Origin of the sequence: Lentzea albida (assembly GCF_900111005.1) — a bacterium.
Taxonomy (GTDB): Bacteria; Actinomycetota; Actinomycetes; order Mycobacteriales; family Pseudonocardiaceae; genus Lentzea; species Lentzea albida.
In genome coordinates, this window is the sequence record NZ_FOFV01000014.1 from 216,797 (window position 1) to 242,093 (window position 25,297).

Sequence of the window (25,297 nt, forward strand, 5' to 3'; positions counted from 1 at the left end):
CATCCGGTTTACCCGCACGCGGTCTCCGTCACTGCGGCGAACATGACACCATTGGCGGTATGACCACGCCCGTCGAACAGGAACGGACGCAGCCGGAGGCCGTCGGTGAGGAAGTCGCCGCCGAGGACCGACCCTGGCAGACCGTGGTCTGGAACGACCCGGTAAACCTCATGTCCTACGTGACGTACGTGTTCCAGAAGCTGTTCGGCTTCAGCAGGGACCATGCGACCAAGCTGATGCTCGACGTGCACCACAAGGGCAAGGCGATCGTGACATCGGGGACGAAGGACAAGGTGGAGGCCGACGTGGCGAAGCTCCACGCGGCAGGGCTCTGGGCGACCATGCAGCGGGCCTCGTGAAGAGGTGGATGCGCGACGGTGACGTCGTCGTCGGCAGGCTGGACAGGCAGGAGGCCGCGGTCGTGCGCGGTCTGGTCAGCCAGATCCAGGACATGCTGCTGGCACGCGCCGAGGAAGCGCCCCAGGACGAGCTCGCGGAGCTGACCGGCATCAGGACGGGCCCGTCGGAGGCTCCCGACGACCCGATCCTGGGCAGGCTCCTGCCCGACTTCCACCGCCTCGACGACGACGCGCCCGACCCGGACGAGGTCAACTCGGCCGCGGCGTTGCGCTCGCTGCACGAGCCGGAACTTCTGGACCACAAGACGGCGGCGGCCGAGACCGTGCTGCAGACGTGCTCGCCCGACGGCGGTGAGCTGCGGCTGACCATCGCGCAGGCCGAGGCCTGGATGGCGTCGCTCAACGACGTGCGGCTGGCCCTCGGGACCGCTCTCGACGTCACCGAGGACATGCCGGACGAGCTGCCGCCGGAGGACCCGAGATCGCCGCACCTCGGCGTCTACCACTGGCTGACCTGGGTGCAGGACACCCTGGTCGAAGCGATGATGCCGTGATCCCCGGCGTTCTCGTCGGTCACCACCACCGCATCGAGGACGGCTGGGCGACGGGCACGACCGTCGTGCTCGTGCCTTCCGGTGCCGTCGGCGCCGTGGACGGACGTGGTGGCGCGCCCGGCACGCGGGAGACCGACCTGCTGGCCCCGGCGAACCTGGTCCAGCAGGTGCACGCGGTGTGCCTGTCCGGCGGGTCCGCGTACGGGCTCGCGGCCGCGGACGGCGTCATGAGCTGGCTCTCCGCGCGCTCGATCGGCTTCCGCGTGGGCGCCGAGCCGCACCACGTCGTGCCGATCGTGCCCGGCGCGGTGATCTTCGACCTGCCGATGTCGGAGTGGGGCAACCGGCCGGACGCCTCGTTCGGCCACGCGGCCTGCGAGAACGCCGCCGAGTCGTTCGACCTGGGCTGTGTCGGCGCCGGTGCCGGTGCGCGGGTCGGATCGCTGAAGGGCGGCGTCGGCGCGGCCTCGTCGACGGTCGGAGCCCACCGGATCGGCGCGCTGGCCGTGGTCAACGCTGCTGGCGAGGTCGTCGACCGCGCTTCCGGACTGCCGTGGCTGCCCTCGCTCGGGACGTCCCCCGTGGCGTTGCCCGAACGCAAGCCCGAGGGCCTGAACACCACGATCGGGGTCGTCGCGGTCGACGCGGACCTGTCCAAGGCGGAGTGCCAGCGGCTCGCGATGGCCGCGCAGGACGGCCTGGCCCGCGCCGTGCGGCCCGCGCACTCGATGTTCGACGGCGACACGGTGTTCGCGCTGGCCACGGGTGCTGTGCCGCTGGCAGAGCCGCGTGCGTTCGCGTTGGACGCGCTGTGCACCGCCGCCGCCGAGGTGTTCGCGGAGGCCGTGGTGTCCGGTGCGCGCGAGGCGACCTCGCTCCACGGTGTGACGGCGTTCCGCGACCTCTGAGCCTGGGTAACCACCTCGCATGGCCGATGTCATCGATCAAGCAGCAGGTGTCGTCACCGAGCTCGCGCCGCCCGGTGCGGCCCGCGAGATCCCCGGCAGGGAACTGGCCGTGGTCGCGCCCGCCGGGTTGTTCGCGCTCGCGTTCCTGGTGCCGCCGGGAGTGGGCAAGGTGCTGATGAAGCTGGGCGTCGCCGCCACGCCGCTCGCCGCCTGGGCGGAGCTGGCCGCGTGGCGGGGACTCGACCAGGCGCAGCGGCGGCGCGGGGTGGCGTTGCTCGCGCTCTACGCCGTGGTGGTCCTGAGTCGACGCCGCTGACCTGCGCGAACAGGTCGTGTGACACAGGTATCTCGCATTCCGAGACAACTCCGGCCAGCCCGTAGGATGAGAGCGTGCTGGTGATTCGCCGTGACCTGGTGGACGCGATGGTGGCCCACGCGCGCCGCGACCATCCCGACGAGGCGTGCGGGGTGATCGCAGGGCCGTACGGCTCCGACCGCCCCGAGCGCTTCATCGAGATGGAGAACGCGGAGCGGTCACCGACGTTCTACCGGTTCGACGCGGCCGAGCAGCTCAAGGTGTGGCGCGAGATGGACGCGAACGACGAGGTGCCGGTGGTCATCTACCACTCGCACACCGCGACGGAGGCGTACCCGTCCCGCACCGACATCTCGTTCGCGGGCGAGCCGGAGGCGCACTACGTGCTGGTCTCCACGCGTGACCCGATCGAGCACGAGCTGCGGTCGTACCGCATCGTCGACGGTGTCGTGACCGAGGAACCGGTCAAGATCACCGAATCCTGAGTTGCCCCTGTTTCCCGGAGGTAGAACCACCATGGCAGTCACCGTGTCGATCCCGACCATCCTGCGCACCCACACCGGGGGCGAGAAGTCGGTGTCCGCCAGCGGTACGACGCTCGCCGAGGTCATCGACGACCTGGAGAACAACCACGGCGGCCTCAAGGCCCGCCTGGTCAAGGAGGGCTCGCTGCACCGCTTCGTCAACGTCTACGTCAACGACGAGGACGTGCGCTTCTCCGGCGGCCTCGCGGCCGAGGTGAAGGACGGCGACAACGTCACCATCCTCCCGGCCGTCGCCGGAGGCTGATCCTCCCCATGGCCCGCTACGACTCGCTCCTGGACGCGCTCGGCGGCACGCCGCTGGTCGGCCTGCCACGCCTGTCGCCGTCCGAGGACGTGCGCATCTGGGCGAAGCTCGAGGACCGCAACCCGACCGGCTCGATCAAGGACCGGCCCGCGCTGGCCATGATCGAGGCGGCGGAGCGGGACGGCGTGCTGCGTCCCGGCGCGACGATCCTGGAGCCGACGTCCGGCAACACCGGCATCTCGCTCGCCATGGCCGCGAAGCTCAAGGGCTACGGCCTGGTCTGCGTGATGCCCGAGAACACCTCGACCGAACGCAAGCAGCTGCTGCAGGCGTACGGCGCGCGGATCGTGTTCTCGCCTGCCGCCGGCGGGTCGAACCAGGCCGTCGCCACCGCCAAGGAGCTCGCCAAGCAGAACCCGGACTGGATCATGCTGTACCAGTACGGGAACCCGGCGAACGCCGAGGCGCACTTCCGCGGCACCGGTCCGGAGATCCTCGCCGATCTGCCTGAGATCACGCACTTCGTGGCCGGTCTGGGCACGACGGGCACGCTGGTGGGCGTCGGCCGGTACCTGCGCGAGGCGAAGCCGGACGTGCAGATCATCGCCGCCGAACCCCGCTACGGCGAGCTGGTCTACGGCCTGCGGAACCTCGACGAGGGCTTCGTGCCGGAGCTGTACGACGAGTCGGTGCTGACCGGCCGCTACTCGGTCGGCTCGTACGACGCGTTGCGCCGCACCCGGCAGCTGCTGGAGACCGAGGGCATCTTCGCGGGCATCTCGACGGGCGCGATCCTGCACGCGGCGCTGGCCGTGGCGCAGAAGGCGTCGGTGGCGGGGAAGTCCGCGGACATCGTGTTCATCGTCTGCGACGCCGGGTGGAAGTACCTGTCCACCGGGGCGTACGCCGGGACGCTGGACGAGGCCGCGGCGAAGCTGGACGGGCACCTCTGGGCGTGAGCCGGCCGATCTTGTCGGTGGTCCCGAGTACGTTGTGACGCAGGGGTTCCCAGCTCGGGGGTACCCCTGCGCGAGCGCGGCTTGTGGTGGTGTGGCTGGCTGATGTCCTGCGGCCGTGCCGGTGAGCACTATCCTGCCGCGATGCCGGTGACCGCTGACGACCTCGAAGTCGCCGTCTCCTGCCTGGCCGACGCGCTCGCCCCCGCGACCACCCGCGACTGGACGACCCGGCCCGGCACGGGGGAGTGGAACGCCCGCCAGACCGCCGAACACCTCGGCGACTGCCTGCTGTCCTACGCGGCCCAGCTCGTCGCCCGGCCCGCCGGCCGCTACGTGCGGTTCCTGGCCGTCGCGGACGAGAAGGCGAGCCCGGCCGAGGTGCTCGAGTTCGCGGTGGCCGGCGGCAGGATCCTCGCCTCGGTGGTGCGGACGACGGAGCCGTCCGCGCGCGCCTACCACCCCACCGGCGTGGCCGGTCCCGCGCACTTCGCCGGCATGGGCTGCGTCGAAGTGCTGGTGCACGGCGAGGACATCGCCCGCGGCCTCGGACTGGCGCTCGACCCGCCCCGCGACGTCTGCGCCCGCGTGCTCGCCGCGATGTTCCCCCACGACGACCTCGACGTGGATCCCTGGACCGGTCTGCTGTGGGCGACCGACCGCGTCAGCCTGCCCGGCCGCGAGTCGCAGACGGGCTGGCGCTGGCAGGGCCCGCCGGAGTGAGCCTCAGCCGTTGAACGCGGTGCCCGGCACGCCCTGGCCCACACCCGGCAGCACCAGCACGGACCCGTTGAGCTGCCGGTCCATCAACGCCTGGTCGGACAGCCCCGACCGCGCCGAGGTCACGTACAGGTCGGTGAAGTCCGCTCCGCCGAAGCAGCACGCCGTCGGGTTGTCGACCGGCAGCTCGATCTCCCGGTCCAGCTCCCCGCCGGGCGTGTACCGGCGCACCGCGTGCCCGCCCCACAACGCGACCCACACGCACCCGTCGGCGTCCACGGTCAGTCCGTCCGGCCAGCCCTCGGTGTTGCCGACGTGCGCGAACGGACGCCGGTGCGCGATCGTGCCGGAGGCGTTGTCGAAGTCGAGGACGTCGATGCGCCGGGTCGGCGTGTCGATGAAGTACATGAGCTTCGCGTCCGGGCTCCAGCCGACGCCGTTGCTCGTGTTCACCTTGTCCAGCATGACCTTCGCCGCGCCCTCGCCGGTGACCCTGGCGAGCCAGCCCTCGTCGGCGGCCTGGTCGTAGCGCATCGTGCCGGCCCACAGGCGGCCCGACGGGTCGATGCCCGCGTCGTTGCCGCGCACGCCCTCGCGTGCCCAGTAGACGAGCCAGGACTTGGTGCCGTCGCGGTCGATGAGCGCGATGCCGTCGCGCAGGTTGCAGACGATGCCGCCCTGCGCGCGCGGCTTGGCGGCGCCGACGTGCTGCGGCACGGTCAGCACCGCGTCGTCGTCGCGCGCCGGTGCGTACCGGTGCACCTCGGAGGCGAGGATGTCCACCCACAGCAACGTGGAACTGCTGTGGTCCCACGTCGGGCCTTCGCCCAGCTGGGCGGACGCGCGCACCGCTACTTCGATCGACACCCAACCACCCTAAACTGCACGTACCCTGGTCATGTGGACCGCACCGCGCTCGCGAAACGGGTCATCCCGCCGCACCCCGTGCTGTCGTTGCTCGTCGTGGCCGGGTTCGTCGGCTTCCTCTACGTCGTCGAGGCCTTCGACGTGGCGACCGGCGGCTCGCTGGAGGACGACGGCGTGCGGCCGCGCGACTTCAGCGAATGGGACAACCTGCTCTGGATGCCGCTCGTCCACGGCGACTGGAGCCACCTCACCGGCAACGCCGTTCCGTTGCTGCTGCTCGGGTTCCTCGCGACGTCGGGCGGGTTGAAGCAGTTCTTCCAGATCACCGCGGTCATCTGGCTCAGCAGCGCGCTCGGCGTGTGGGTGTTCGGCAGTCCCGGCAGCCACATCGGCGCGTCCGGGCTGGTGTTCGGGTTCCTCGCGTTCCTGCTGGTGCGCGGTGTCTTCGCGCGGTCGTGGCTGCAACTCGTGATCGCGGTCGGCGTGTTCGCGCTGTACGGGGCCGCGCTGTGGGGCGTGCTGCCCGGGCAGCCGGGTGTGTCGTGGGAAGGCCACCTGTTCGGCGCAATCGGTGGCGTTCTGGCCGCGTGGGGCGTGGCTCGTGACCACCGCCGCAGTACAACACCGGCTACATTCACCGCGTGACGATCGGGATCATGGACTCGGGCGTCGGCGGCCTCACGGTCGCCCGCGCGATCATGGACCAGTTGCCGGGCGAGTCGATCCACTACATCGGCGACACGGCGCACGGTCCCTATGGGCCGCTCCCGATCGCGCAGGCGCGCAAGCACGCGCTGGAGGTCTGCGACCGGCTCGTGGACGAGGGCGCGAAGATGCTGGTGATCGCGTGCAACACCGCGTCCGCCGCCTGCTTCCGCGACGCCCGCGAGCGCTACGACGTGCCGGTGGTCGAGGTGATCCTCCCGGCCGTGCGGCGCGCGGTGATGACGACCCGCTCCGGCCGCGTCGGCGTGATCGCGACGGTCGGCACGATCAACTCGCACGCCTACCAGGACTCGTTCCAGGCCGCGCGCGACGTGACGGTGACGGCGGCGCCGTGCCCGCGGTTCGTCGACTTCGTGGAACGCGGCATCACCTCCGGCCGGCAGGTGCTCGGGCTGGCGCAGGCGTACCTGGAGCCGTTGCAACGCGCCGACGTCGACACAGTCGTCCTGGGCTGCACGCACTACCCGTTGCTGACGGGCGTGATCCAGATCGTGATGGGCGAGCACGTGACGCTGGTGTCGAGCGCCGAGGAGACGGTCAAGGACGTCGTGCGGCTGCTGACCGAGCGGGACGAGTTCGCCACCGAACCCGCCGTGCACCGCGTGACGTGCACCGGTCCGCCCGAGCGGTTCGCGAAGCTCGCCGCCCGGTTCCTGCCGACCTTCGAACAGTGGGGCTGACGTGCTGCTGACCGTGCTCGGCTGCTCCGGCAGCATCCCCGGACCGGGCGAGGCCGCGTCGGGCTACCTGCTGGAGGCCGACGGGTTCACGCTGGTGCTGGAGTTCGGCAACGGCGTGCTGTCGCGGTTCCAGGAGGAACGGCCGCTGTTCTCGATGGACGCCCTGGTGCTCTCGCACCTGCACCCCGACCACTGCGTCGACGTGTCCTCCCTCTACGTGGCGCGCAAGTACCACCCGGAGCCGCCCGCGGAACCGTTGCCGGTCTACGCGCCCGCCGAGGCGCCGTCGCGGTTCGTCGCCGCCTACGCACCGAACGCCGACGAACGGTCCTCACTGGACTTCACCGACGTGTTCTCGTTCCACGGCCTGGGCGCGAAGGTCGAGATCGGGCCGTTCACCGTGGACTCCGCCGTGGTCGCACATCCTTGCGAGGCCTACGGGTTCCGCATCTCGTGCGGCGGGGTGACGCTCGCCTACACCGGCGACAGCGGGCCGTGCGCGGCGCTGGACTCGCTGGCCGACGGCGTCGACGTGCTGCTGAGCGAGGCGAGCTGGACGCACGCCCCCGGCCGCCAGGCGGACCTGCACCTGTCCGGGCGCGAGGCGGGCGAACTGGCCGCGCGGGCGGGAGCCGGCCGGCTGCTGATCACGCACGTGCCGCCGTGGACGTCCCGCGAGGCCGTGCTGCAAGAGGCCCGTGCGGCGTTCGGCGGGCCCAGTGAGCTGGTCGTGCAGGGCGGCCGGTACGAGGTGGGGGAGCGGACATGATCAACCTGGAGCGCGTCGGCGAGCACGAGTTCGTCGCGACGAACGACAGAGGCGCGTCGGTGCGGATCGGGCGCAAGGGCCAGGACGGCTCGTTCAGCCCGGTCGAACTGCTGGTCGCGGCCGCCGCGGGCTGCGCGGCGGTGACGTCGGAGACGCTGATCCTGCGGCGAACGGGCGGCGAGGAGCTGACAGCCGTGGCGGACGCGGTGCAGTCCGAGAGCGGCAACGAGGTGATCTCCATCCCGGTGACGCTCTCGTACGACCTGTCCGCCGTCGACGACCCGGAGGCGCTCGAAGTCGTCGTGCGGCGCGCCGTGGAGCAGTTCTGCACGGTCACGCGGACGCTGAAGCAGTCGGCGACGGCGCCGCTTCAGCTCCCGACACCGCTCCAGACCGCCTCCGACCCGCTGTGACCGGCGCGCACGGTCTGGACCGTCGTCCCGATCGCGAGCAGCACCACCAGCACGGACACCACGACTGAGACCACCCGCCACGTCTTCGTGGTGGGTGCCTCGGCCTGGCGTTCGCGGTCCGCGAGCCGCCCGGCCACGAGCAGCGCGATCACCGCCACGCCGAAGCCGAGCGCGATGGGCAGCAGCATGTCGCCGAGGTCCGCGTGGGTCTGGATGGCGGGGTTGGGCCCGACCCTGGACTCGAGCGCGGCCTGGAGGTCCTCACCGGCCTGCTTGGCGACGGGAACGGCCGCGACACCGGCCAGCGTGACGCCCAGGACGGGCCACGCGTACCTGCGCCGCCAGGCCGGGACCAGGGCGATCGCGATCGAGCTGAGCGCCGCGAGGGGCAGCAGCACGACCACCGCGTGCACCAGCAACGGGTGAAGCGGAATACCGTCGATCGTCAGCATGTCTCTCCCTACGCCATGGCGCTCCGCAGGGTTCATTAGGGTAGGCGCCGTGGTGCGAAGCGACGGGCGAAACGACGACGTGTTGCGTGACATCCGGATCACGCGTGGATACCAGACCTGGCCCGCGGGCTCGGTCCTGATCGAGTTCGGGAACACCCGCGTGCTCTGCGCCGCGAGTGTCACCGAAGGCGTCCCCCGGTGGCGCCAGGGCTCCGGCCTCGGCTGGGTGACCGCCGAGTACGCGATGCTCCCCTCCGCCACGCACAGCCGCAGCGACCGCGAGTCCGTGAAGGGCCGCATCGGCGGCCGCACGCACGAGATCTCGCGCCTCATCGGCCGTTCGCTGCGCGCCTGCATCGACCTGGCGGCTCTGGGCGAGAACACGATCGTCATCGACTGCGACGTCATCCAGGCCGACGGCGGCACCCGCACGGCCGCGATCACCGGCGCCTACGTGGCCCTGGCCGACGCCGTGACGTACCTCGGCGCGGCCGGCCGCCTGGCCGACCCGTCACCCCTGTCCTGCGCCGTGTCCGCTGTGTCGGTGGGCGTCGTCGACGGTCGCGTGCGCCTCGACCTGCCCTACGAGGAGGACTCGCGCGCTGAGGTCGACATGAACGTCGTCGCCACCGACGCCGGCACCCTGATCGAGGTGCAGGGCACCGGCGAGGGCGCCACCTTCGCCCGGTCCACTTTGGACCGCATGCTCGACGTCGCCCTGCAGGGCTGTGCCGAGCTGAACCGCCTCCAGGCCGAGGCGCTCTCCGCTCCGTACCCCGGCGTCCTGCCCGAGCCCAAGGCGAGCAAGCGATGAAGCTGTTGCTGGCTTCGCGCAACGCGAAGAAGCTCCGCGAACTCCAGCGCATCGTCGTGGCGGAGTCGTTGGACGGCATCGAGGTGCTGTCGCTGGCGGACGTGCCCGAGTTCCCCGAGGCGCCCGAGACCGCGCCCGACTTCGAGGGCAACGCCCTGGCCAAGGCCCGCGACGCCGCCGCGGCCACCGGTCTGGTGTCCGTCGCGGACGACTCCGGGCTGGCCGTGGACGAGTTGAACGGCATGCCCGGCGTGTTGTCCGCGCGGTGGTCGGGTCGGCACGGTGACGACGAGGCCAACCTGGACCTGTTGCTGGGGCAGTTGGGCGACGTGCCTGACGAGCGGCGTGGTGCGGCCTTCGTGTCCGTGGTGGCTCTCGTTGTTCCTGGCGGCGAAGAGGTTGTCGTTCGCGGGGAGTGGCGCGGGACGTTGTTGCGGGCTCGTCGTGGGACCAACGGGTTCGGGTACGACCCGATCTTCGTGCCTGAGGGTTACGAGGTCACTTCAGCTGAGATGACGGCGGAGGAGAAGGACGCGGAGTCGCACCGGGGACGCGCCCTGAAGCTGTTGGTGCCGCACCTCCGCAAGCTGGTCTAGAACTCCCAGTCGACTGCGACGTCGGGGCCGAGTTCATCGACCCCGACGTAGGTGCTGCGCCGACTCAACCGCAGAGTCAGCGACAGATCGCGCAGCGGGCGAACGTCGAACTGGTTCACGCCGCTGATCCCCAGCACCTTCACCGACCGAGCGACTGCCTCGGCGTCGCACCAACCCCGGCAGTACAAGCTCTTCAAAGTCGGCATCTCGGCGAGCGCGCTCAGATCGCAATCAGGGGCCACTGTGCTGAGGTGCAAGCTTCTCAGCGATCTGCCGCGGAGGAAGTCGAGACTGCGCCAGGGCTCTGCCTGATTCAGTCCGAGCGCTGGGACGTCCGGGATCTTGTCGGTGTTCGTGTAGCGCTGGGCGCCTGTCAGATAGATCAATCGCGGTGCCGTGTGCTCCGAGGGACTGAGGTCGATCTCGCCTTCGACTCCCGCGTAGAAGTAGGCGATCCGCGGTAGGTCCTCGATGATCCGCAGGTCCGGCAGCCACTCGTCCGGTGACAACCAGAAGCCCACGCCGGTCAGATGCCGGAGACGGTTCAGATGCGGCACCAGCCGGGTCGACTCGATCCTGGCGATCCCCTCTTCCAGCGGTGCGTCCGCGAGGACCTCGTCCGCGTACCGCTCGACATCGAAGTTCTCCCATGCCTCCACCAGTTCACGCTGGATCCGTCGGTCACGTGCGTACCCGGCGAGCTTGGCCATGGCTTCAGGCGACGCGACCAGCGCAGCACTGCGCACCGTCTCCACCGCGGCGGCCTTGTGGAGTTCATCGAGTGTGTCCGGCAGGTAGCGGAGCACGCGGTGGCCGATGGTCGCGAGTGACGCGGTTTCCTCGGCATCGCGTGGCGGCACGAGCTGGTCCCTGATGATCGCGTCGATCCGGTCGCACAGGTCGGCGTCGACGTCGCGGACCGTCTCCAGGCATGCGGCCGCGAGCAGGTGCAACCGGCGGGCGTCCTCCGGCTGACGGTCGGCGAGGTCCAGCAGCGACGTCAGCAGTTCGTTCACCTGGGAGCGCTGCCCGTGCCCGCACGCCAGCACGATCGTCTGCGTCCACGAGTCCTGATGGGCGTGCGCGACCAGGGTTTCCACCTGGCCGTCCTGCATCGCCTCCTCACCCGCCAGGTACTCCTGGAAGGTCCTGTGCACGAAGTCGACCTGCCCCGGAACGGGCTCGCGGATCACACCGCTGCGCTCCAACAGGTGCGCGACGACGACACCAGGTTCCTCGTCCACGTTGGGCATGGAGCGGATCTTGCGGGCGACGTGCTCGTGCACTTTGGCGGTCGGCAGCTGCGACAGGCCACCCAGGGTCAGGCGCCAGGCCAGGTCGCGCAGCAACACCGTCTTGTCCGACGTGGTGAGGATTCGGGCGATGCCGCGTTCCGCGTCGCGCAGGTCGAGCAGCATCGTCAACGCCGCCGCGTACAACTCCATGCGGTTGTGCGGGAGGTCGGACACGCGACCGAGGTTCAGCGCGCACAACATCGCGCACAGCAAAGGAGAAGAGGCCAGGCCCTGGAGGTGCTGGCGGCTTTCGATCTGGGTGACCAGACGCCGCTGGGCTTCCTCGGGTGCCTCGGCCGCCTCGTGCCAGCGTTGCAGGAAGGCCTTCACGTCGGCGGGGCTCATCTGCTCCAGTGAGACCGCGGAGAAGTTGAGGTCTGCCAACCACTTGTCGTCCGTGGCGGCCGGGCGTGCGGTCACGACGGCCCGTGCGTCGGGGAAGGCCTGCAACAGGTCGCGCAGCCACTCGCGGACCTTGGAGCGCTTGTCCGGCGGCACCTCGTCGACGCCGTCGACCAGCAGAAGTCCTTTGCCCGCGCGGAGAACTCGGTGCACCCAACCCGCCGGCATGATGCCGGCGAGCCAGCCGGTGACGAACTCCTCCGGCTTGGTCGGGAGGGGCTTGTCGGCGTAGGAGCGCAGGCGGATCGGGAACGGGACCATGCCGTTCCACCGCTGGAGTCTGCCCGTGAAGCCGCTGCGGGCCGCGGTGACGGCCAGCCAGTCGAGCAGCGTCGTCTTGCCCGAACCAGCTTCGCCCCGCACGTAGGTGCGTCTCACCAACGCCGACTCGACTCGCATGCCGGAGTAGGCGTGCTGGTCGGGTTCGGCGAACCAGTTGTCGCGTGCCCGTTTCTCGCCGGAGACGGTGAGGCTCAGGTAGGCGACGCTCAGCGCCAGGCGGGGGCGGTCCTTCATGGTCAGGCCGAGGAGTTCGAGGCGGTCGAGGGTGGCGCCGATGTAGCGGAGGTACTCGTCGCGGAACTCGTCGTCGTTGTCGGTGCCCTGCGGGGCGTAGAGCGAGGTTCGGGGGAGGCGGGACAGGACGTCGTCCAGCATCGCGGCCTGGGCCGTGGCACGGGACAACACCTCGGCCAGCGCGCGGGGCTGGAACGAGGGCAGGTTCCGGATGATCTGTACCAGGTAGCGGCAGGACTGGTCCAGTGCGATCTCGTGGCAGCGGCCCAGATCGGCCCGCGGCAGTGAGCGGCGGATCTGCTGGGCCAGGACTTCCGGGTCCGCGTCGGCCGCCAGCAGTGCCGCGTCGGAGAGGTCCGCGGACGACAGCGCCTCCTCCACCGCGGTGAGGGAGGAGGCGATGTCGGCGTCGGAGAAGCGTTCCAGCGCGGTCTCGAGCTGCTCGGTGACCTGGTGGCCGATGTGGTCGACCAGGGTCTTGAGCTTGGCCTGCTGGGTGGGCTTGGAGAGTTCGGCCGCAGCGATCTCGGTCAGCGACAGGGTTCGTTCGTCGGTGTTGGCGGCGAGCCACTCGGTGGCGGCGCGCAGGGCGACGGACTGGCCCAGCTTGGAGACGGCGGCGATTTCTAAGCCCACCCAAACGAGGTTAGACGGCCGCCTGGGCGTGCGAGGCCACCGACACGACGCAGACGCCCGCGGCGATCAGGGCCATGCCGCCCAGCATCGCGAGGTTCAGCGGGTCGGCGAACAGGACTCGGCTCGTGATGGCCACGAGAGCGATGCCGGCGCCCGCCCAGATCGCGTAGGTGATGGCGACGGGCAGGCCCATTCTGATCACGAGCGATTCCAGGTACAGCGCGGTGAGGAAGCCCGCGGCCAGACCGGCGACGGGCCACGGTTTTGTGAAGCCCTCGGAGTATTTGAGGCAGAGGGTCGCGAAAACCTCCGCGCCCACGGCGAGGGCGAGCAACATCCACTTGAGCATTGAATTTTCCCAGCACGAAATGCGCGCAGCGTGAGGCGTGCGCGTTGAAGACAACGGGTGACGTCGAGGCGAAAAGCCCTGGTCAGCCGCCACGTGCGGGGAAGTGGACTCGCAAGGTGAAATCAGACGGGATGTCGGGGCCGTTAGGTGCCGTCAAACGACACACGGTGTATCACCCTCACCGGAACAGGGGCGGCTTTGTTGCACGCCCTCCACCCGACCATACCTGAAAAAAGGGCCGCCGTCGCAACCATTGCGACGGCGGCCTCACATCGGGTGGAAATTCAGGCGGGGAGTTCGCGCAGGAGCTTGGCGACGTGGCCGGTGGCGCGGACGTTGTACATGGCCTTGACGATCTTGCCGTCGGGGCCGACGAGGAACGTCGAGCGGATGACGCCCTGGACGGTCCTGCCGTAGTTCTGCTTCTCGCCGAACGCGCCCCACTCGGTGAGGACCTTCTTGTCCGGGTCGCCGAGGAGCGGGAAGTTCAGGCCCTCGCTGTCGCGGAACTTCGCGAGCTTCTCCTGCTTGTCGGGCGAGATGCCGACGACCTCGTAGCCCGAGTCGGCGAGCACGCCGAGGTTGTCGCGGAAGTCGCAGGCCTGCTTCGTGCAGCCCGGCGTGCTCGCGGCCGGGTAGAAGTACACGACCACGGACTTGCCGAGGTAGTCGGACAGGGACACCGGCTTGCCCTCGCTGTCGGGCAGCGTGAACGCGGGCGCGGTGTCACCAGGTTCGAGACGACTGGTCATGGCCAGAGACTATTCCGAGGAGCTACGCCTGGCCCTCGAAGACGGTGGGCGCGTCCTGGTCCTGCCCGCCCGGCTTGATGGTCAGTTCCACCTGCGCCGGCGACTCCGGCACCACGAACGCCAGCTGGAGCTGCGTGTCGCGGCCCGGCGGGAGCTCCGCCACGGCCGTGGCGAGGCCGTTGAGGCCCTGCACGGAGTCGACGAGCTCGGGAGCGGGCTGGCCGTTCGCCAGTGCCCTGACGGCGAGCTGGGAGGGGCGGTAGGACGTCTTGGAGCCGTTGTAGACGGTGATCGTGAAGACCGCCGTGCGCCCGGCCGGGGGAACGGCCGTCTCGGACGGCTTGAGCGAGCGGGGCGCGGAGACCACAACGGACAGACCCGACGCCCACACGCGTTGCGTGCCGAACGCGGCGGCACCGGACGCGCTCGGCGTCTCGGCCCGCTGTTCGACGGTCAGGTTCTCGTCGGGGGTGACGGCGACACTGGGGCCCGCACATCCCGCCACGGCCAGCAGCAGGCACAGGCCCGCGGCCGTGTTGGCGAACTTCACGAACTCCCCTTTCCCACCCCGGCGGTGGGTGTGAGCGACTCCCGTCAACTGTGACGGTGCCGAAGGGGGAGTGCGAACGAAAGAGGCCTGAAGAAGCGGACCTGGTGCCGGGCCGTGGCCGACTCGTGATGGGCGGCGTGGGCGGCGCCACAGTGGCACCGGCCCCACGCCGTCCTAGTGGTCGAGACCACTGGGTGAAGCTAGGGAGCGCGTCGGGGGGCGTGCGCGCTCACTCCGATCATCGCCCACTGTGTGCCACGCGCTACAAGCGGAGCCGGTTTTCACCCGTTCAGAGCAACGCCAGTCGTACAAAACGTGAAGCTCACGCCTGGGCGACTCACGTATGTGCGGCTGAACGGCCCAGCGACGGCGTCCGTTCGGCCACTTCGCTGAGCAGTTGGAACGAACGCAGACGGTCATCGTGCCCGTGGACGATGGTCGTCACCATGAGCTCGTCGGCCGCCGTCGACTCCATCAACTCGTCCAGCCCGGCGCGGACCGTTGAGGGGGATCCGATGATCTGGGTGGACATGCGGTCCTCCACCACCAGCTGGTCGATCTCGGTGTACGGGTAGTCCGCGGCCTCCTGCGGCGTCGCCAGCGGACCGGGCCGGCCCTGGCGCAGCTTCACGAAGGAGAGCGCTCCCGGGCCCGCCAGGTACCGCGCCTGCTCGTCGTCGTCGGCGATGAGGACCGAGGCGCACACCATCGCGTACGGCGCGTCGAGCGTCTCGGACGGCCGGAAGTTCCGCCGGTACAGCTCCAGCGCCGGCAACGTGTTCTGGGCGCTGAAGTGGTGGGCGAACGCGAACGGCAGGCCCAGCAGTCCGGCGGCCTGCGCGCTGTAGCCGGACGAACCCAGCAGCCAGATCGGCGGCTTGTTGCCCGCGGCCGGCACGGCGTTGAGCTCGGCGGTGCCCTCGAAGTACTTGATCAGCTCGGTCAGCTCCTGCGGGAAGTTCTCCGCGGACAGACCGGCCTCCGTGCGCCGCAACGCCCGCGCCGTCTTCTGGTCGGTGCCGGGGGCGCGGCCGATGCCCAGGTCGATGCGGCCGGGGTGCAGCGCCTCCAGCATGCCGAACTGCTCGGCGACGACGAGCGGGGCGTGGTTGGGCAGCATGACGCCGCCCGAACCGACGCGGATCGTCTCGGTGGCGTCCGCGACGTGCCCGATGAGCACGGCGGGCGCCGACGAGGCGATGCCGGGCATGTTGTGGTGCTCGGCGAACCAGTAGCGGTGGTAGCCGAGGCGTTCTGCCTGCTGAGCGAGTTCCCGCGAGTTCCGCAGGGCGGTCGTCGCGTCGGACCCCGCCGTGATGGGCGCGAGGTCGAGTACGGACAGCGGGATCTCACTCAGACGGCTCATACATCGATCAACACCGATACTTCGTCACTTCTTCCGTGAGCCGGGTAACTCGTTTCGCCGCCTTCTCGTAGCTGGTGCCCTCGGGGTGCAGGGTCAGCACCGCGACGACGCTGAACCAGCACGTGCCGGAGGTGTGCAGGGCCGGTGACTTCGTGTCGAGTTCCCACTGGATGCGCGGCCGCGGCCGGTCGACGCACGGCTTCGCCGGGTCGCCGAACCCGGACCAGCCCTGCTTGAACGCGGGGTTCCACGTCACCGACGGCAGCCCGAACGACTGGTCGAACCCGTCCGACGCGCACTTCTCGGCCCGTTGCAGGTGCCCCATGATCGTGCGGCGCACGTGTGGCCTGGCGTCCTCCAGGAGGTACTTGTAGATCTTCACGACGTCATGCGCACTCACGGCCGTGTAGCCCCACATGCCCCGGTTCTCGGGCGGCAGCGTGTCCTTGAGCTTCAACCGCTCGGCCGTGCGCACGACGAGCTGCTCCCAGCCGTTCTCCACCCACAGCTCACTGGCCGCGTTGTCGTCGCTGACCCGCAGCATGGGTTCGATGCGCGGGTCGTCGCCGCGCGTCTCCAGCTGTTCGATCGCGATCAGGATCTTCACCAGGGAGGCGGACCTGATCTTCTTGTGCACGTCCCGGCCGGTCACCTGGTGCGTGATCCGGTCGTAGACCGCGTAGGAGGCCGTCGGTGCGGGGACCGGGGCCGGGGTCGTCGGTGCCGCGAGCAACGCCATCGTCAGAAGTAGGTGCACGGCCCCGGAAGCTAGCGAGGTCTCGGACCTTTCGCCCGATGTTTCGTAGCTCACACGTGAGACGGACCGGTTGTCCCGGTTGGTTGTTCGTGGTGTGACGGACGTGGTGGTGATCGGTGCCGGACAGGCGGGCCTGTCCGCCTCCTACTTCCTGCGGCGGCGCGGTGTGGACCACGTCGTGCTGGACGCGAACCCCGCTCCCGGTGGCGCGTGGCTGCACCGCTGGCCGAGCCTGCGCATGCGGACCGTGCACGGCATCCACGAACTGCCGGGCATGCCGTTCGAGCAGCCCGCACCCGACGAACCCGCGAACGAGGCGATCCCGTCCTACTTCGCCCGCTACGAACAGCTCTTCGACCTGCCCGTCGTGCGGCCGGTGAACGTCACACAGGTCGTCAACGACGGTGCGCTGCTCAAGGTCGAGACCGGTGACGGCGTCTGGACCACCCGCGGCCTGATCAACGCGACGGGCACCTGGCGCCGCCCGTTCTGGCCGCACTACCCCGGCCAGGAGACGTTCCGGGGCCGCCAGCTCCACACCGCCGACTACCAGGGCCCGGCCTCGTTCGCCGGCAAGCGCGTCGTGGTCGTCGGCGGGGGTGCCTCGGCCACGCAGCAGTTGCTGGAACTCGCTCCTCTCGCAGCGGAGACCCGCTGGGTCACCCGGCACGAACCGGTCTGGCGGGAGGGCCCGTTCACCGAGGACTACGGCCGCTGGGTGGTCGGCATGGTCGACGAACGCGTGCGGGCGGGCCTGATCCCGCGCAGCGTCGTCAGCGTCACCGGGCTCGCCCTGAACGCCGAGACCCGCGCCGGGCTGGAGTCCGGCGTGCTGGACCGGTGGCCGATGTTCGAACGGATCACGCCGTCCGGTGTGCAGTGGGCCTCCGGGGAGAGGTTCGACGCCGACGTGATCCTGTGGGCGACCGGGTTCCGGCACGACCTCGAGCACCTCGCGCCGTTGCACCTGCGTGCGGCCGGGGGTGGGATCCAGGTCGACGGCACGCGGGTGGTGTCGGACCCGCGGATCCACCTGGTGGGGTACGGGCCTTCGGCCAGCACCATCGGGGCCAACCGGGCCGGGCGGGCCGCCGTCCGGGAGCTGACGGCGCACCTGGACGGCGCGAAGGTCGTCGGGTAGGTCGCGCTCAGGCGTTGGTGTCGGCCCGGCGTTTCGAGACGCGGGTGACCACGAAGACGACGACGGCCACGGCCGCGAGGCCCAGGACCACCTTCGAGCCGAGGCCCACGTACTGCTCGACCAGGTGCCAGTTGTCGCCCAGCAGGTAGCCCGCGAGGATCAGGGCCGTGTTCCAGAGCAGGCTGCCCGCGGCGGTGTAGGCGAGGAACGGCGCCAGGCGCATGCGTTCAACGCCGGCCGGGATCGAGACCAGGCTGCGGAAGACCGGGATCATGCGGCCGAAGAAGACCGCGCGGTAACCGTTGCGCAGGAACCAGGCCTCTGTTCTGTCCACATCGGACACACGGACCAGTGGCATCCGGGCGGCGATGCGGCGAACCCGTTCGCGGCCCAGCGACGCGCCCACCCAGTAGAGCAGGAGCGCGCCGGCCACGGAGCCTAAGGTGGTCCAGGCGATGGCGTCGAAGAGCGACATCTTGCCCTGGGCCGCCGTGAAGCCGGCCAGCGGCAGGAACACCTCGCTGGGCAGGGGCGGGAACAGGTTCTCCAGCGCGATCGCCAGTGCCGCTCCGGGTGCGCCGAGCGCGTGCATCAGGTCGGTGACCCAGTCGACCAGGTTCATGCCTTCCACGTTACGGACGGGATCGGCTGGTGACATTGGGGTGAACCGCACACTTGGGGTGGGGTTCACCCCACTCCGTCCTCGGGGAAGTCCACTAGTGGACAGGCGGATCCGAACATTATTCACAATAGAGGGTCTACAAAGGACGACTTCCGGTCCGTTGGTGCACATCGCGCGGGAAAGGCTTTTCCGGACGGGATTCGTTTGACTACGATCATTTCGATGGCTGACCAGGTGGGGACGTGCTCGACCTGCGGCACCGCGACCGCCGCCTCCCGGCGCAGGCGCGCGCGGTACTGCTCGAACGCGTGCCGCCAGCGGGCCTACCGGCAGCGCGTGAACGAACCGGGCCCGGCGCTGGACAGCTTCATCGGCCGCGACGCCGAACTGGCGCACCTCACGCGAAGCGACGCCCGCGTGCTCACCCTCGTCGGGCCCGCCGGCGTCGGGAAGAGCAGGCTGGCCAAGGAGTTCGCGCGGGACCGGGCGGCGTGGGTCGACCTCGCCGGCACGTCGGAGGTGGCGAAGGCGTGCGCGGCGGCGCTCGGCCGGCCCGCCGAGGAACCCGTTCTCGGCACCCTGGTCCGCGCGCTCGACGAGAAACCGCTGCTGGTGCTGGACAACTGCGAACGCGTCGCGGCGGACTGCGCGGCGTTGCTCGAACCGCTGCTGCTCGGCTGCCCGGCCCTGAAGGTCGTCGCCACCAGCAGGGAACCGCTGCGGGTGCCGGGCGAGGTGCTGTTCCCCGTGCGGCCGCTGTCGATCACGAACGCCGTGGAGCTGTTCGCCGACCGGGCCAGTGCGAACCAGGTGGGCCTGCGGCTCGGCGGACGGGACGCGCTCGCCGCCCTGTGCGCCAAGCTCGACCGCCTGCCGCTGGCCATCGAGCTCGCGGCACGGCTCGTGACCGTGCTGCCCGTCGACGAGCTGCTGAACCGGCTCGACGACCGGCTGGAGCTGCTCAACCGCGGCAACCGCACCGCCGCCGAACGCCACCAGAGCCTGCGCGCCGCGATCGGCTGGAGCTACGACCACCTCAGTGCCGAGGAGCAGCACGTGTTCCGGTGCATCTCGCAGGGAGCGGAGGACTTCGGGCTCGACGGCGCCGTGCAGGCGTGCGACCTGCCGACGGACCGGGTGCTGGTGCTGCTGTCCGCGCTCGTGGCCAAGTCGTTGCTCACGTCCACCGGCACCGGCCGGTTCGAGCAGCTGGAGTCGATCAGGCTCTACGGCCGGGAACGGCTGGCGGAGCAGGCCCGCCGCGGTCAGAGCACCGCGGCGAACCGCTGAAACCGCTGATCAATGAGGTCGGGGGGACTCGAACCCCCACTGGCTGGGACCTAAACCCAGTGCCTCTGCCAATTGGGCTACGACCCCTCGCGGGAAAGCCTATCCGCCTGCCGTGGACCCGCTCTCGCGGGTCGCGCGAAGCCCCGCCGAGGACCGTCCACTACGGTTGGCGGTAGAACCGCTGCTAGGAGGACATGTGGCTCGCGATCCCGACACCATCCAGCGCGAGATCGAGCAGGCTCGCACCGCGCTGGCCGCCACCCTGGACGAGCTCAGCGAGCGGGCCAACCCGCAGAAGCTCGTCGAGCAGGGCAAGTCGTCCGTGCTCGACGTGCTGAGCCAGCCCAAGGTCAAGTACACGCTGATCGCGGTCGGCGCGGTGGTCGGCTTCGCGCTGGTGCGCAAGCTCTTCCGCTAGGAGATCCGCACCAGGGGCAGGAGCACCTGCTCGACGACCTTCTCCACGAACGGCTCGTCGAGCGGGTCCCCGGTCAGCATCAGCCGGTAGATCAGGGCGGCGCCCGCGATCTCGACGGCCATGCCGCGCGGGGCGTCGGCCCGCAGCTCGCCCCGGTCGGCGGCGCGGTCCAGGATGCCGCGCAGCACGTCGCGCTGGGAGATCAGGAACGTCTCGCGGAACGCCGTCGCGAGCTCGGGCTCGTGCGGGAGTTCACCCACGAGCGCCTGGGCCGCCTTGCCGATCGGTCCCGAGAGGAACGCGGCGAACGACGAGAGGAACTCCCGCAGGTCTCCTGCGAGGGAACCGGTGTCCGGTGCCGCGAGGTTCTGCGTGGCGAGCTGGGTGCACGTGTCGATCACGAGATCGAGCTTCGACTCCCACCGCCGGTAGATCGTCGCCTTGCCCGCTCGCGCGCGGGCCGCCACCGCGTCCATGGTGAGGGCCCGGTACCCGACCTCGGCCATCACCTCGAGCGCTGCCTGGCGTAAAGCGTCGTCCCTGCTGGCGTCGCGAGGACGGCCCCGTTGCGGGGTCCTGCCCTCGTTGAACGCCGTTGTCGACACGGCCATGCCACCTCCTCGTACACGGGCACGGCACGCCGCGTGTCTCCCCGCCCCTTTGGCCGAACATCCTAGGCGTCCTGCCCACCTCTGAGGGTGAGCAGCACCCGTATGTTGCATCGTGTTGTAGTCGGTCGGGTTTTGCGCGATGCGCTCAGCTGGACCGGGAAACGACTCGTGCCCTGGCCAGCTGGGTCATGTACCGCTTCACGACCCTTCCGCCGTGCCGCGTGTCGATCAACCGCCGGATGTCCGCGATCAGCGAGTCGCGGTCCGGCAGCGCGATGTGGTTCGAGTACGTGAGCAACAGGTCCGCGTACCGCTCGGTGTCGTAGGCCTGCTCCCACTCGAACCGGAAGAACTCCGGCGGCTCGAAATCCGCGCTCTCGTCGAACTCGAACGGGATCCCCGCGGCGGGGGAGAGGCGCAGACCCGGTGGTGTGGAAGGGTCCCAGCGCTCGTAGCACTCCTGGACGTCCACGAAGAACTGCCCGGTCCCGCCCGCGACGTGGTGCGTCGAGATCACCGCCAGCACCCCGCCGGGCCGCAACGCCGCCGCGCAGCGGGCCATCCGCGTGGCCGGGTCGAGCCAGTGGAACGCCGTCGCGGACACCACGAGGTCGAACGGCTCCGCGGGCAGCGGCCAGACGTCGAAGTCCGCCACGACCACCTCGGCGGCCGGCGCGTGCGCGCGGGCGACGGCGGCGAGATCAGGGCTCAGCTCCACGGCCGTCACATCACCGAGCGACGTCAGCGGCAGCGTGGCCTGCCCGGTGCCCGGCCCGATCTCCAGGATCCGGGGACCGGACAGCAGGGCGAACAGCTCGGCGGGGTAACCGGGACGCGCCCGGTGGTAGCGGGCGGCGTCCCCGCCGAACGTCGTGCGCAGGTGCTCGCGGTCGCTCATCCGCCGAATTCAAGCGAGCGGGACGGCAGCGCGTCCATCCCGTTTCGCGCGAACCCGGCCCACAGCGAGCGCATCGTCCCGGCCAGCACGGGATCCGGCTCCTGCCCGGCGAGCATGCCGGCGCCGCGCCAGCCGTCCGGGTCGAACAGGAACGGCAGCTCCATGCAGTGGCACGAGCCCAGCGGCGCGTCGGCGGGCGCCCACCTGAAGGTGTACGTGGCGACCTGGCCGCAGGCCGCCGCCCAGTCCCGCGCCAGCTCGCGGGCACCGCCCGCGAAGATCAGTTCGGTCACGGCCTCCCAGTGCTCGCGGCTCGGCACGTACGGGCTGCCGTCGTCGGCCGTGTGCCCGACGAGCAGTTCCACGCGGGACGCCGCCGCGGTGAGGTCGACGTCGTCCAGCACCGGCGCGAACGGCATGCCGCCCGACGGCGGGAACTTCGGCCCCACCTCGGTGACGGCGGCGGTCTGGGCCGCCAGCGCGTCCTCGACCGACGTGGACTCGTCGACCGAAATGGACGATCGCAGCGCGGCCGTCATCTCCGCGCGCTCCGGGCTCCGCGTGCCCAGCGGCGCGCTCTGCAGGATCGCGCGGTGGAAGAGGTTCTCGGTGTCGACGAGCATCAGCGCGTAGACGGAGTCGCCGCCCGCCGACTGCCCGAACGCCGTCACGTTCGCCGGGTCGCCGCCGAACGCGGTGATGTTGTCCCGCACCCACCGCAGCGCCGTGAGCTGGTCGAGCAGCCCCAGGTTGTCGCGCAGGTAGCCGAAGACGCCGAGGCGGTAGCTGACGCTGACCACGACCACGCCCTCCGAGGCCAGCAGTGAGGCCTCGTACTTCGTGGACTCACCGCTGCCGGTCACGTAGGCGCCGCCGTGGAACCAGACCATCACCGGCAGTCCGGAGGCGTCGGCGGGAGCGGTCACCGAGAGCACCTGGCACCGCTCGTCGAACGACAGCCCCTCGACCGAGTTGCCGACCAGCGCGGCCAGCGCCGACGGCGGTTGCGGGCAGGCCGGGCCGCGCTCGGAGGGGCGCGCACCGTCCCAGGCGAGCGGTTCGGGCTTCGCGAAACGGGAAGCCGTCGCGTAACGGACACCGCGCGCCCGGACGAGACCATCGTTGATCAGCACGCTCCGATCCTAGGCACGCGTAACCAACTCCACAGCGTCTCGATTCGGCGGGAAGCGCCGACGAGGAGCACGATGCGAAGGACGAACACCGAGGCAGAGGAGGCGCCCCGTGCGGGCTACGACGATCTACGGCACCCGGGACATCCGCGTCGAGGAGGTGCCGGACGCGGCCGTCCAGGAGGCCACGGACGTCGTCGTCCGGGTCGAGCTCGCGTGCATCTGCGGCAGCGACCTGTGGGCGTACCGGGGCGTGGCCAAGCGCGAGGAGGGGCAGCGGATCGGGCACGAGTTCCTCGGCATCGTCGAGGAGGTCGGCGGGGACGTGAAAAGCGTCCAGGTCGGCGACCGCGTCATCGCGCCGTTCGTCTGGAGCGACGGCACGTGCGCGTACTGCGCGGCCGGGCTGCAGACGTCGTGCCGCAACGGTGGTTTCTGGGGCAGCAAGGGCAGTGACGGCGGCCAGGGCGAGGCCGTGCGCGTGCCGCAGGCCGACGGCACGCTGGTGCGGGTCCCCGCGGACGCGCCGGCCGAGCTGCTGCCCGCGTTCCTGAGCCTGAGCGACGTCATGGGCACCGGCCACCACGCCGCCGTGGGCGCGGGCGTCGGTCCCGGTGCGACGGTCGCCGTGGTCGGTGACGGCGCCGTGGGCCTGTGCGGCGTGCTGGCGGCCAAGCGGCTCGGTGCCGAGCGGATCATCGCGATGGGCCGTCACGACGACCGCGCGAAGATCGCGCAGCTCTTCGGCGCCACGGACCAGGTCGCCGAACGCGGTGAGGCCGCGGTCGAGCGCATCAAGGAGATGACCGGCGGCCTCGGCGCGTCGGCGGTGCTGGAGTGCGTCGGCACCGAGCAGTCGTGGGAGACCGCGATGGGCATCGTGCGCGACGGCGGCAGGATCGGGTACGTCGGCGTGCCGCACGAGATGCCGGGCCTGCCGCTGGGCAAGCTGTTCGGCCGCAACATCGCCATCGGCGGCGGTGTCGCGCCCGCGCGGGCGTACCTGCCGGAACTGCTGGCCGACGTGCTCGCCGGTCGCATCGACCCCGGACCCGTGTTCGACAGGACGGTCTCGCTCGCCGACGTCGCCCAGGGCTACCAGGCGATGGACGAGCGGACCGCCCTGAAGGTCATCGTGAAGCCGTAGTCAGAACGTAGTCCTCGGCGCGCACGCGCTTGGTCCGCATCCAGTACCGCCAGGTGAAGCCCGGCCACACGGTGCGGTTCACGCCCTGCGCGTCGAGGTACCAGCTCTTGCAGCCGCCCTGGGTCCAGACGCCCTTGGTGAGCTTCTGCTGGATCTCGGTGTTGAACTCCTGCTGGGCCTCCAACCGCACGTCCAGCTCCGCTGCGCGGTGCCGGTCGAGGAGCCGGAGGCACTGCGCGATGTACCGGATCTGGGACTCGATCATGAACACGACCGAGTTGTGCCCGAGTCCGGTGTTGGGGCCCAGCAGGAAGAACAGGTTGGGGAAGCCCGAGACCGTGATGCCGTAGTAGGTCTCGATCCCCTGCTGACGCCACTTCTTGGCGAGGTCGACACCGTCCTTGCCCTGGATGTCCAGGTAGTCGAACGAGTCGACGACGTGGAACCCGGTGCCGTAGATGATGACGTCGACCTCGTGCTCGACGCCCGCACTGTCCACGATGGACTTCTCGCGCACCTCGGAGACCTTGTCGGTCACCAGGTCGACGTTCGGGTAGCCGAGCGCCGGGTAGAAGTCGTTGGAGATCAGCACGCGCTTGCAGCCCATGGTGTAGTCGGGCTTGAGCTTGCGGCGCAGCGCGGGGTCCGGCACCTGCTTCTTCATGTGCCGCAACGCGATGCCCTGCGCGAACTGCATGATCTTCGGGTTCACCGCGAAGCCCAGCGCGGACGACTCGCGCGTCCAGTACACGAAGTTGCGGTAGGCCCGCTGCGTGAACGGCAGGGCGCGGAAGAGCTTCTGCTCCCAGCCGTTGATCGACCGGTCGGCCTTGGGCATGATCCACGGCGGCGTGCGCTGGAAGATCTTCATCGACCCGACCTGGCCCGCGATCTTCGGCACGAACTGGATCGCCGACGCGCCCGTGCCGATCACGGCGACGCGCTTGCCGGTGAGGTCGTAGTCGTGGTCCCACTGCGCGGAGTGGAACGCCTTGCCGGTGAAGTTCTCGATGCCCGGCAGCTCGGGGATGTTCGGGATGTGCAACGCGCCGACGCCCGCCACCAGGGCCTGCGCGGTGTACGTGTCGCCCTGCTCGGTCGTGACGTTCCAGCGCTTGGCCTCGTCGTCCCAGCGCGCGCCGGAGACCTTGGTGTTGAACCGGATGTGCGGCCGCAGCCGGTACTTCTCGGCCACGCGCTGCAGGTAGTCGAAGATCTCGCCCTGCTGCGCGAACATCCGCGACCACTTCGGGTTCATCTCGAACGAGAACGAGTACATGTGCGACGGCACGTCACACGCGCAGCCCGGGTAGGAGTTGTCCCGCCACGTGCCGCCGAGGTCGGCGGCCTTCTCGAGAACCACGAAGTCGTGCTCGCCGCGGCGCTTCAACTCGACGGCCATGCCCAGGCCGGAGAATCCGGTGCCGATGACGAGGACTTTCGTCTCTCGGTGCATGGGGAGGTCCCTCCGCTCGCGGTGGCTACTTCGCAGTAGGTT

31 protein-coding genes and 1 tRNA gene are annotated in these 25,297 nt (G+C 70.2%); 18 read left to right on the forward strand and 14 right to left on the reverse strand.

Translation table 11 applies throughout. The features are described from left to right. Positions 1-59 precede the first annotated feature (59 nt). The 8 genes from clpS to BMY74_RS30715 all read left to right on the forward strand — a co-directional run bounded on the left by clpS (position 60) and on the right by BMY74_RS30715 (position 4,605). Positions 60-359 (forward strand): ATP-dependent Clp protease adapter ClpS, encoded by a 300-nt coding sequence (gene clpS / locus BMY74_RS30680; RefSeq protein ID WP_030479230.1) that lies wholly within the window; start codon positions 60-62, stop codon positions 357-359. Beyond that, entirely contained in the window at positions 356-913 is a 558-nt protein-coding gene (locus BMY74_RS30685) for a DUF2017 domain-containing protein (protein WP_371927412.1), read from the forward strand. Before clpS ends, BMY74_RS30685 begins: the two co-directional genes overlap by 4 nt. Then, positions 910-1,821 carry a P1 family peptidase gene (locus tag BMY74_RS30690; protein ID WP_089921969.1) on the forward strand — a complete coding sequence of 304 codons (912 nt, stop codon included), beginning with the start codon at positions 910-912 and terminating at the stop codon, positions 1,819-1,821. The genes BMY74_RS30685 and BMY74_RS30690 overlap by 4 nt, the downstream gene beginning before the upstream one ends. A 19-nt stretch (positions 1,822-1,840) precedes the next feature. After that, on the forward strand, positions 1,841-2,137 hold the full coding sequence (locus tag BMY74_RS30695; RefSeq protein WP_089921970.1) for a hypothetical protein: 297 nt from the start codon (positions 1,841-1,843) through the stop codon (positions 2,135-2,137). A 74-nt stretch (positions 2,138-2,211) separates the two neighbouring features. Next, the gene (locus tag BMY74_RS30700; RefSeq protein ID WP_089921971.1) at positions 2,212-2,622 is read left to right on the forward strand and encodes a M67 family metallopeptidase; all 411 of its coding nucleotides are present in this window, start codon (positions 2,212-2,214) and stop codon (positions 2,620-2,622) included. A 31-nt stretch (positions 2,623-2,653) separates the two neighbouring features. Next, positions 2,654-2,926 carry a MoaD/ThiS family protein gene (locus tag BMY74_RS30705; protein WP_089921972.1) on the forward strand — a complete coding sequence of 91 codons (273 nt, stop codon included), beginning with the start codon at positions 2,654-2,656 and terminating at the stop codon, positions 2,924-2,926. 8 nt (positions 2,927-2,934) lie between these two features. Continuing rightward, a complete protein-coding gene (locus BMY74_RS30710; RefSeq protein WP_089921973.1) occupies positions 2,935-3,885 on the forward strand; it encodes a PLP-dependent cysteine synthase family protein in 951 nt (316 codons plus the stop codon). Positions 3,886-4,026: 141 nt separating this feature from the next. Next, complete coding sequence (locus BMY74_RS30715) at positions 4,027-4,605, forward strand: maleylpyruvate isomerase N-terminal domain-containing protein (protein WP_089921974.1); 579 nt, start codon at positions 4,027-4,029, stop codon at positions 4,603-4,605. Between the two features lie 3 nt (positions 4,606-4,608). Here the strand turns inward: BMY74_RS30715 and BMY74_RS30720 are convergent, their stop codons facing one another. Next, positions 4,609-5,469 (reverse strand): SMP-30/gluconolactonase/LRE family protein, encoded by an 861-nt coding sequence (locus BMY74_RS30720; protein ID WP_089921975.1) that lies wholly within the window; start codon positions 5,467-5,469, stop codon positions 4,609-4,611. A 33-nt stretch (positions 5,470-5,502) separates the two neighbouring features. Here BMY74_RS30720 and BMY74_RS30725 point away from each other — a divergent pair, with 33 nt between their 5' ends. From BMY74_RS30725 to BMY74_RS30740, 4 genes are read left to right on the forward strand one after another with little or no spacing between them, the layout of a single operon-like run. Beyond that, complete coding sequence (locus BMY74_RS30725) at positions 5,503-6,114, forward strand: rhomboid family intramembrane serine protease (protein WP_089921976.1); 612 nt, start codon at positions 5,503-5,505, stop codon at positions 6,112-6,114. An 11-nt stretch (positions 6,115-6,125) separates the two neighbouring features. Then, positions 6,126-6,875 (forward strand): glutamate racemase, encoded by a 750-nt coding sequence (murI, locus tag BMY74_RS30730; RefSeq protein ID WP_218159796.1) that lies wholly within the window; start codon positions 6,126-6,128, stop codon positions 6,873-6,875. A gap of 1 nt (position 6,876) precedes the next feature. After that, on the forward strand, positions 6,877-7,644 hold the full coding sequence (locus tag BMY74_RS30735) for an MBL fold metallo-hydrolase (RefSeq protein ID WP_089921978.1): 768 nt from the start codon (positions 6,877-6,879) through the stop codon (positions 7,642-7,644). Next, complete coding sequence (locus BMY74_RS30740; protein ID WP_089921979.1) at positions 7,641-8,057, forward strand: OsmC family protein; 417 nt, start codon at positions 7,641-7,643, stop codon at positions 8,055-8,057. The genes BMY74_RS30735 and BMY74_RS30740 overlap by 4 nt, the downstream gene beginning before the upstream one ends. Here the strand turns inward: BMY74_RS30740 and BMY74_RS30745 are convergent. Then, positions 8,015-8,509, reverse strand: a complete 495-nt coding sequence (locus BMY74_RS30745; protein WP_245786445.1) for a DUF2231 domain-containing protein — start codon at positions 8,507-8,509, stop codon at positions 8,015-8,017. The genes BMY74_RS30740 and BMY74_RS30745 overlap by 43 nt on opposite strands. A 49-nt stretch (positions 8,510-8,558) precedes the next feature. On the opposite strand from BMY74_RS30745, the gene rph reads away from it, so the two are divergent. Both rph and rdgB read left to right on the forward strand, forming a co-directional pair. Continuing rightward, positions 8,559-9,323 carry a ribonuclease PH gene (rph, locus tag BMY74_RS30750; RefSeq protein ID WP_089921981.1) on the forward strand — a complete coding sequence of 255 codons (765 nt, stop codon included), beginning with the start codon at positions 8,559-8,561 and terminating at the stop codon, positions 9,321-9,323. Continuing rightward, the gene (gene rdgB / locus BMY74_RS30755) at positions 9,320-9,919 is read left to right on the forward strand and encodes an RdgB/HAM1 family non-canonical purine NTP pyrophosphatase (protein WP_089921982.1); all 600 of its coding nucleotides are present in this window, start codon (positions 9,320-9,322) and stop codon (positions 9,917-9,919) included. Before rph ends, rdgB begins: the two co-directional genes overlap by 4 nt. On the opposite strand, the gene BMY74_RS30760 is transcribed toward rdgB, so the two are convergent. The 6 genes from BMY74_RS30760 to BMY74_RS30785 all read right to left on the reverse strand — a co-directional run bounded on the left by BMY74_RS30760 (position 9,916) and on the right by BMY74_RS30785 (position 16,542). Beyond that, entirely contained in the window at positions 9,916-12,768 is a 2,853-nt protein-coding gene (locus tag BMY74_RS30760; protein WP_089921983.1) for an NACHT domain-containing protein, read from the reverse strand. The two genes, rdgB and BMY74_RS30760, sit on opposite strands and share 4 nt — an antisense overlap. 10 nt (positions 12,769-12,778) lie before the next feature. Continuing rightward, positions 12,779-13,117: a DMT family transporter gene (locus tag BMY74_RS30765; RefSeq protein ID WP_089921984.1), complete on the reverse strand. Its 339-nt coding sequence runs from the start codon at positions 13,115-13,117 to the stop codon at positions 12,779-12,781. Positions 13,118-13,401: 284 nt separating this feature from the next. Continuing rightward, positions 13,402-13,869, reverse strand: a complete 468-nt coding sequence (gene bcp / locus BMY74_RS30770) for a thioredoxin-dependent thiol peroxidase (RefSeq protein WP_177229999.1) — start codon at positions 13,867-13,869, stop codon at positions 13,402-13,404. Between the two features lie 22 nt (positions 13,870-13,891). Then, positions 13,892-14,419, reverse strand: a complete 528-nt coding sequence (locus tag BMY74_RS30775) for a hypothetical protein (RefSeq protein WP_089921986.1) — start codon at positions 14,417-14,419, stop codon at positions 13,892-13,894. 337 nt (positions 14,420-14,756) lie between these two features. Further along, positions 14,757-15,785, reverse strand: a complete 1,029-nt coding sequence (locus BMY74_RS30780) for an LLM class flavin-dependent oxidoreductase (RefSeq protein ID WP_089921987.1) — start codon at positions 15,783-15,785, stop codon at positions 14,757-14,759. Positions 15,786-15,792: 7 nt separating this feature from the next. Then, on the reverse strand, positions 15,793-16,542 hold the full coding sequence (locus BMY74_RS30785) for a hypothetical protein (RefSeq protein WP_245786446.1): 750 nt from the start codon (positions 16,540-16,542) through the stop codon (positions 15,793-15,795). A 94-nt stretch (positions 16,543-16,636) separates the two neighbouring features. On the opposite strand from BMY74_RS30785, the gene BMY74_RS30790 reads away from it, so the two are divergent. After that, positions 16,637-17,683, forward strand: coding sequence for an FAD-dependent oxidoreductase (locus BMY74_RS30790; RefSeq protein WP_245786447.1), 1,047 nt, complete (start codon positions 16,637-16,639; stop codon positions 17,681-17,683). Between the two features lie 7 nt (positions 17,684-17,690). Here the strand turns inward: BMY74_RS30790 and BMY74_RS30795 are convergent, their stop codons facing one another. Further along, entirely contained in the window at positions 17,691-18,305 is a 615-nt protein-coding gene (locus BMY74_RS30795; protein ID WP_245786448.1) for a DedA family protein, read from the reverse strand. Positions 18,306-18,527: 222 nt separating this feature from the next. On the opposite strand from BMY74_RS30795, the gene BMY74_RS30800 reads away from it, so the two are divergent. After that, on the forward strand, positions 18,528-19,595 hold the full coding sequence (locus BMY74_RS30800; protein WP_089921991.1) for an ATP-binding protein: 1,068 nt from the start codon (positions 18,528-18,530) through the stop codon (positions 19,593-19,595). Between the two features lie 13 nt (positions 19,596-19,608). Here BMY74_RS30800 and BMY74_RS30805 read toward each other — a convergent pair. Further along, positions 19,609-19,682, reverse strand: a tRNA-Leu gene (locus BMY74_RS30805). 109 nt (positions 19,683-19,791) lie between these two features. On the opposite strand from BMY74_RS30805, the gene BMY74_RS30810 reads away from it, so the two are divergent. Further along, on the forward strand, positions 19,792-20,013 hold the full coding sequence (locus tag BMY74_RS30810; RefSeq protein WP_030469566.1) for a DUF3618 domain-containing protein: 222 nt from the start codon (positions 19,792-19,794) through the stop codon (positions 20,011-20,013). Here the strand turns inward: BMY74_RS30810 and BMY74_RS30815 are convergent. From BMY74_RS30815 to BMY74_RS30825, 3 genes are all read right to left on the reverse strand, one after another. Further along, complete coding sequence (locus BMY74_RS30815; protein WP_245786449.1) at positions 20,010-20,624, reverse strand: TetR/AcrR family transcriptional regulator; 615 nt, start codon at positions 20,622-20,624, stop codon at positions 20,010-20,012. The genes BMY74_RS30810 and BMY74_RS30815 overlap by 4 nt on opposite strands. A 145-nt stretch (positions 20,625-20,769) precedes the next feature. After that, entirely contained in the window at positions 20,770-21,522 is a 753-nt protein-coding gene (locus BMY74_RS30820) for a class I SAM-dependent methyltransferase (RefSeq protein WP_089921992.1), read from the reverse strand. Next, complete coding sequence (locus BMY74_RS30825; RefSeq protein ID WP_089921993.1) at positions 21,519-22,655, reverse strand: carboxylesterase family protein; 1,137 nt, start codon at positions 22,653-22,655, stop codon at positions 21,519-21,521. The genes BMY74_RS30820 and BMY74_RS30825 overlap by 4 nt, the downstream gene beginning before the upstream one ends. Positions 22,656-22,764: 109 nt before the next feature. On the opposite strand from BMY74_RS30825, the gene BMY74_RS30830 reads away from it, so the two are divergent. Further along, the gene (locus BMY74_RS30830) at positions 22,765-23,799 is read left to right on the forward strand and encodes a zinc-dependent alcohol dehydrogenase family protein (RefSeq protein WP_089921994.1); all 1,035 of its coding nucleotides are present in this window, start codon (positions 22,765-22,767) and stop codon (positions 23,797-23,799) included. Here the strand turns inward: BMY74_RS30830 and BMY74_RS30835 are convergent. Further along, entirely contained in the window at positions 23,783-25,255 is a 1,473-nt protein-coding gene (locus tag BMY74_RS30835) for a flavin-containing monooxygenase (protein WP_089921995.1), read from the reverse strand. The two genes, BMY74_RS30830 and BMY74_RS30835, sit on opposite strands and share 17 nt — an antisense overlap. Positions 25,256-25,297 lie beyond the last annotated feature (42 nt).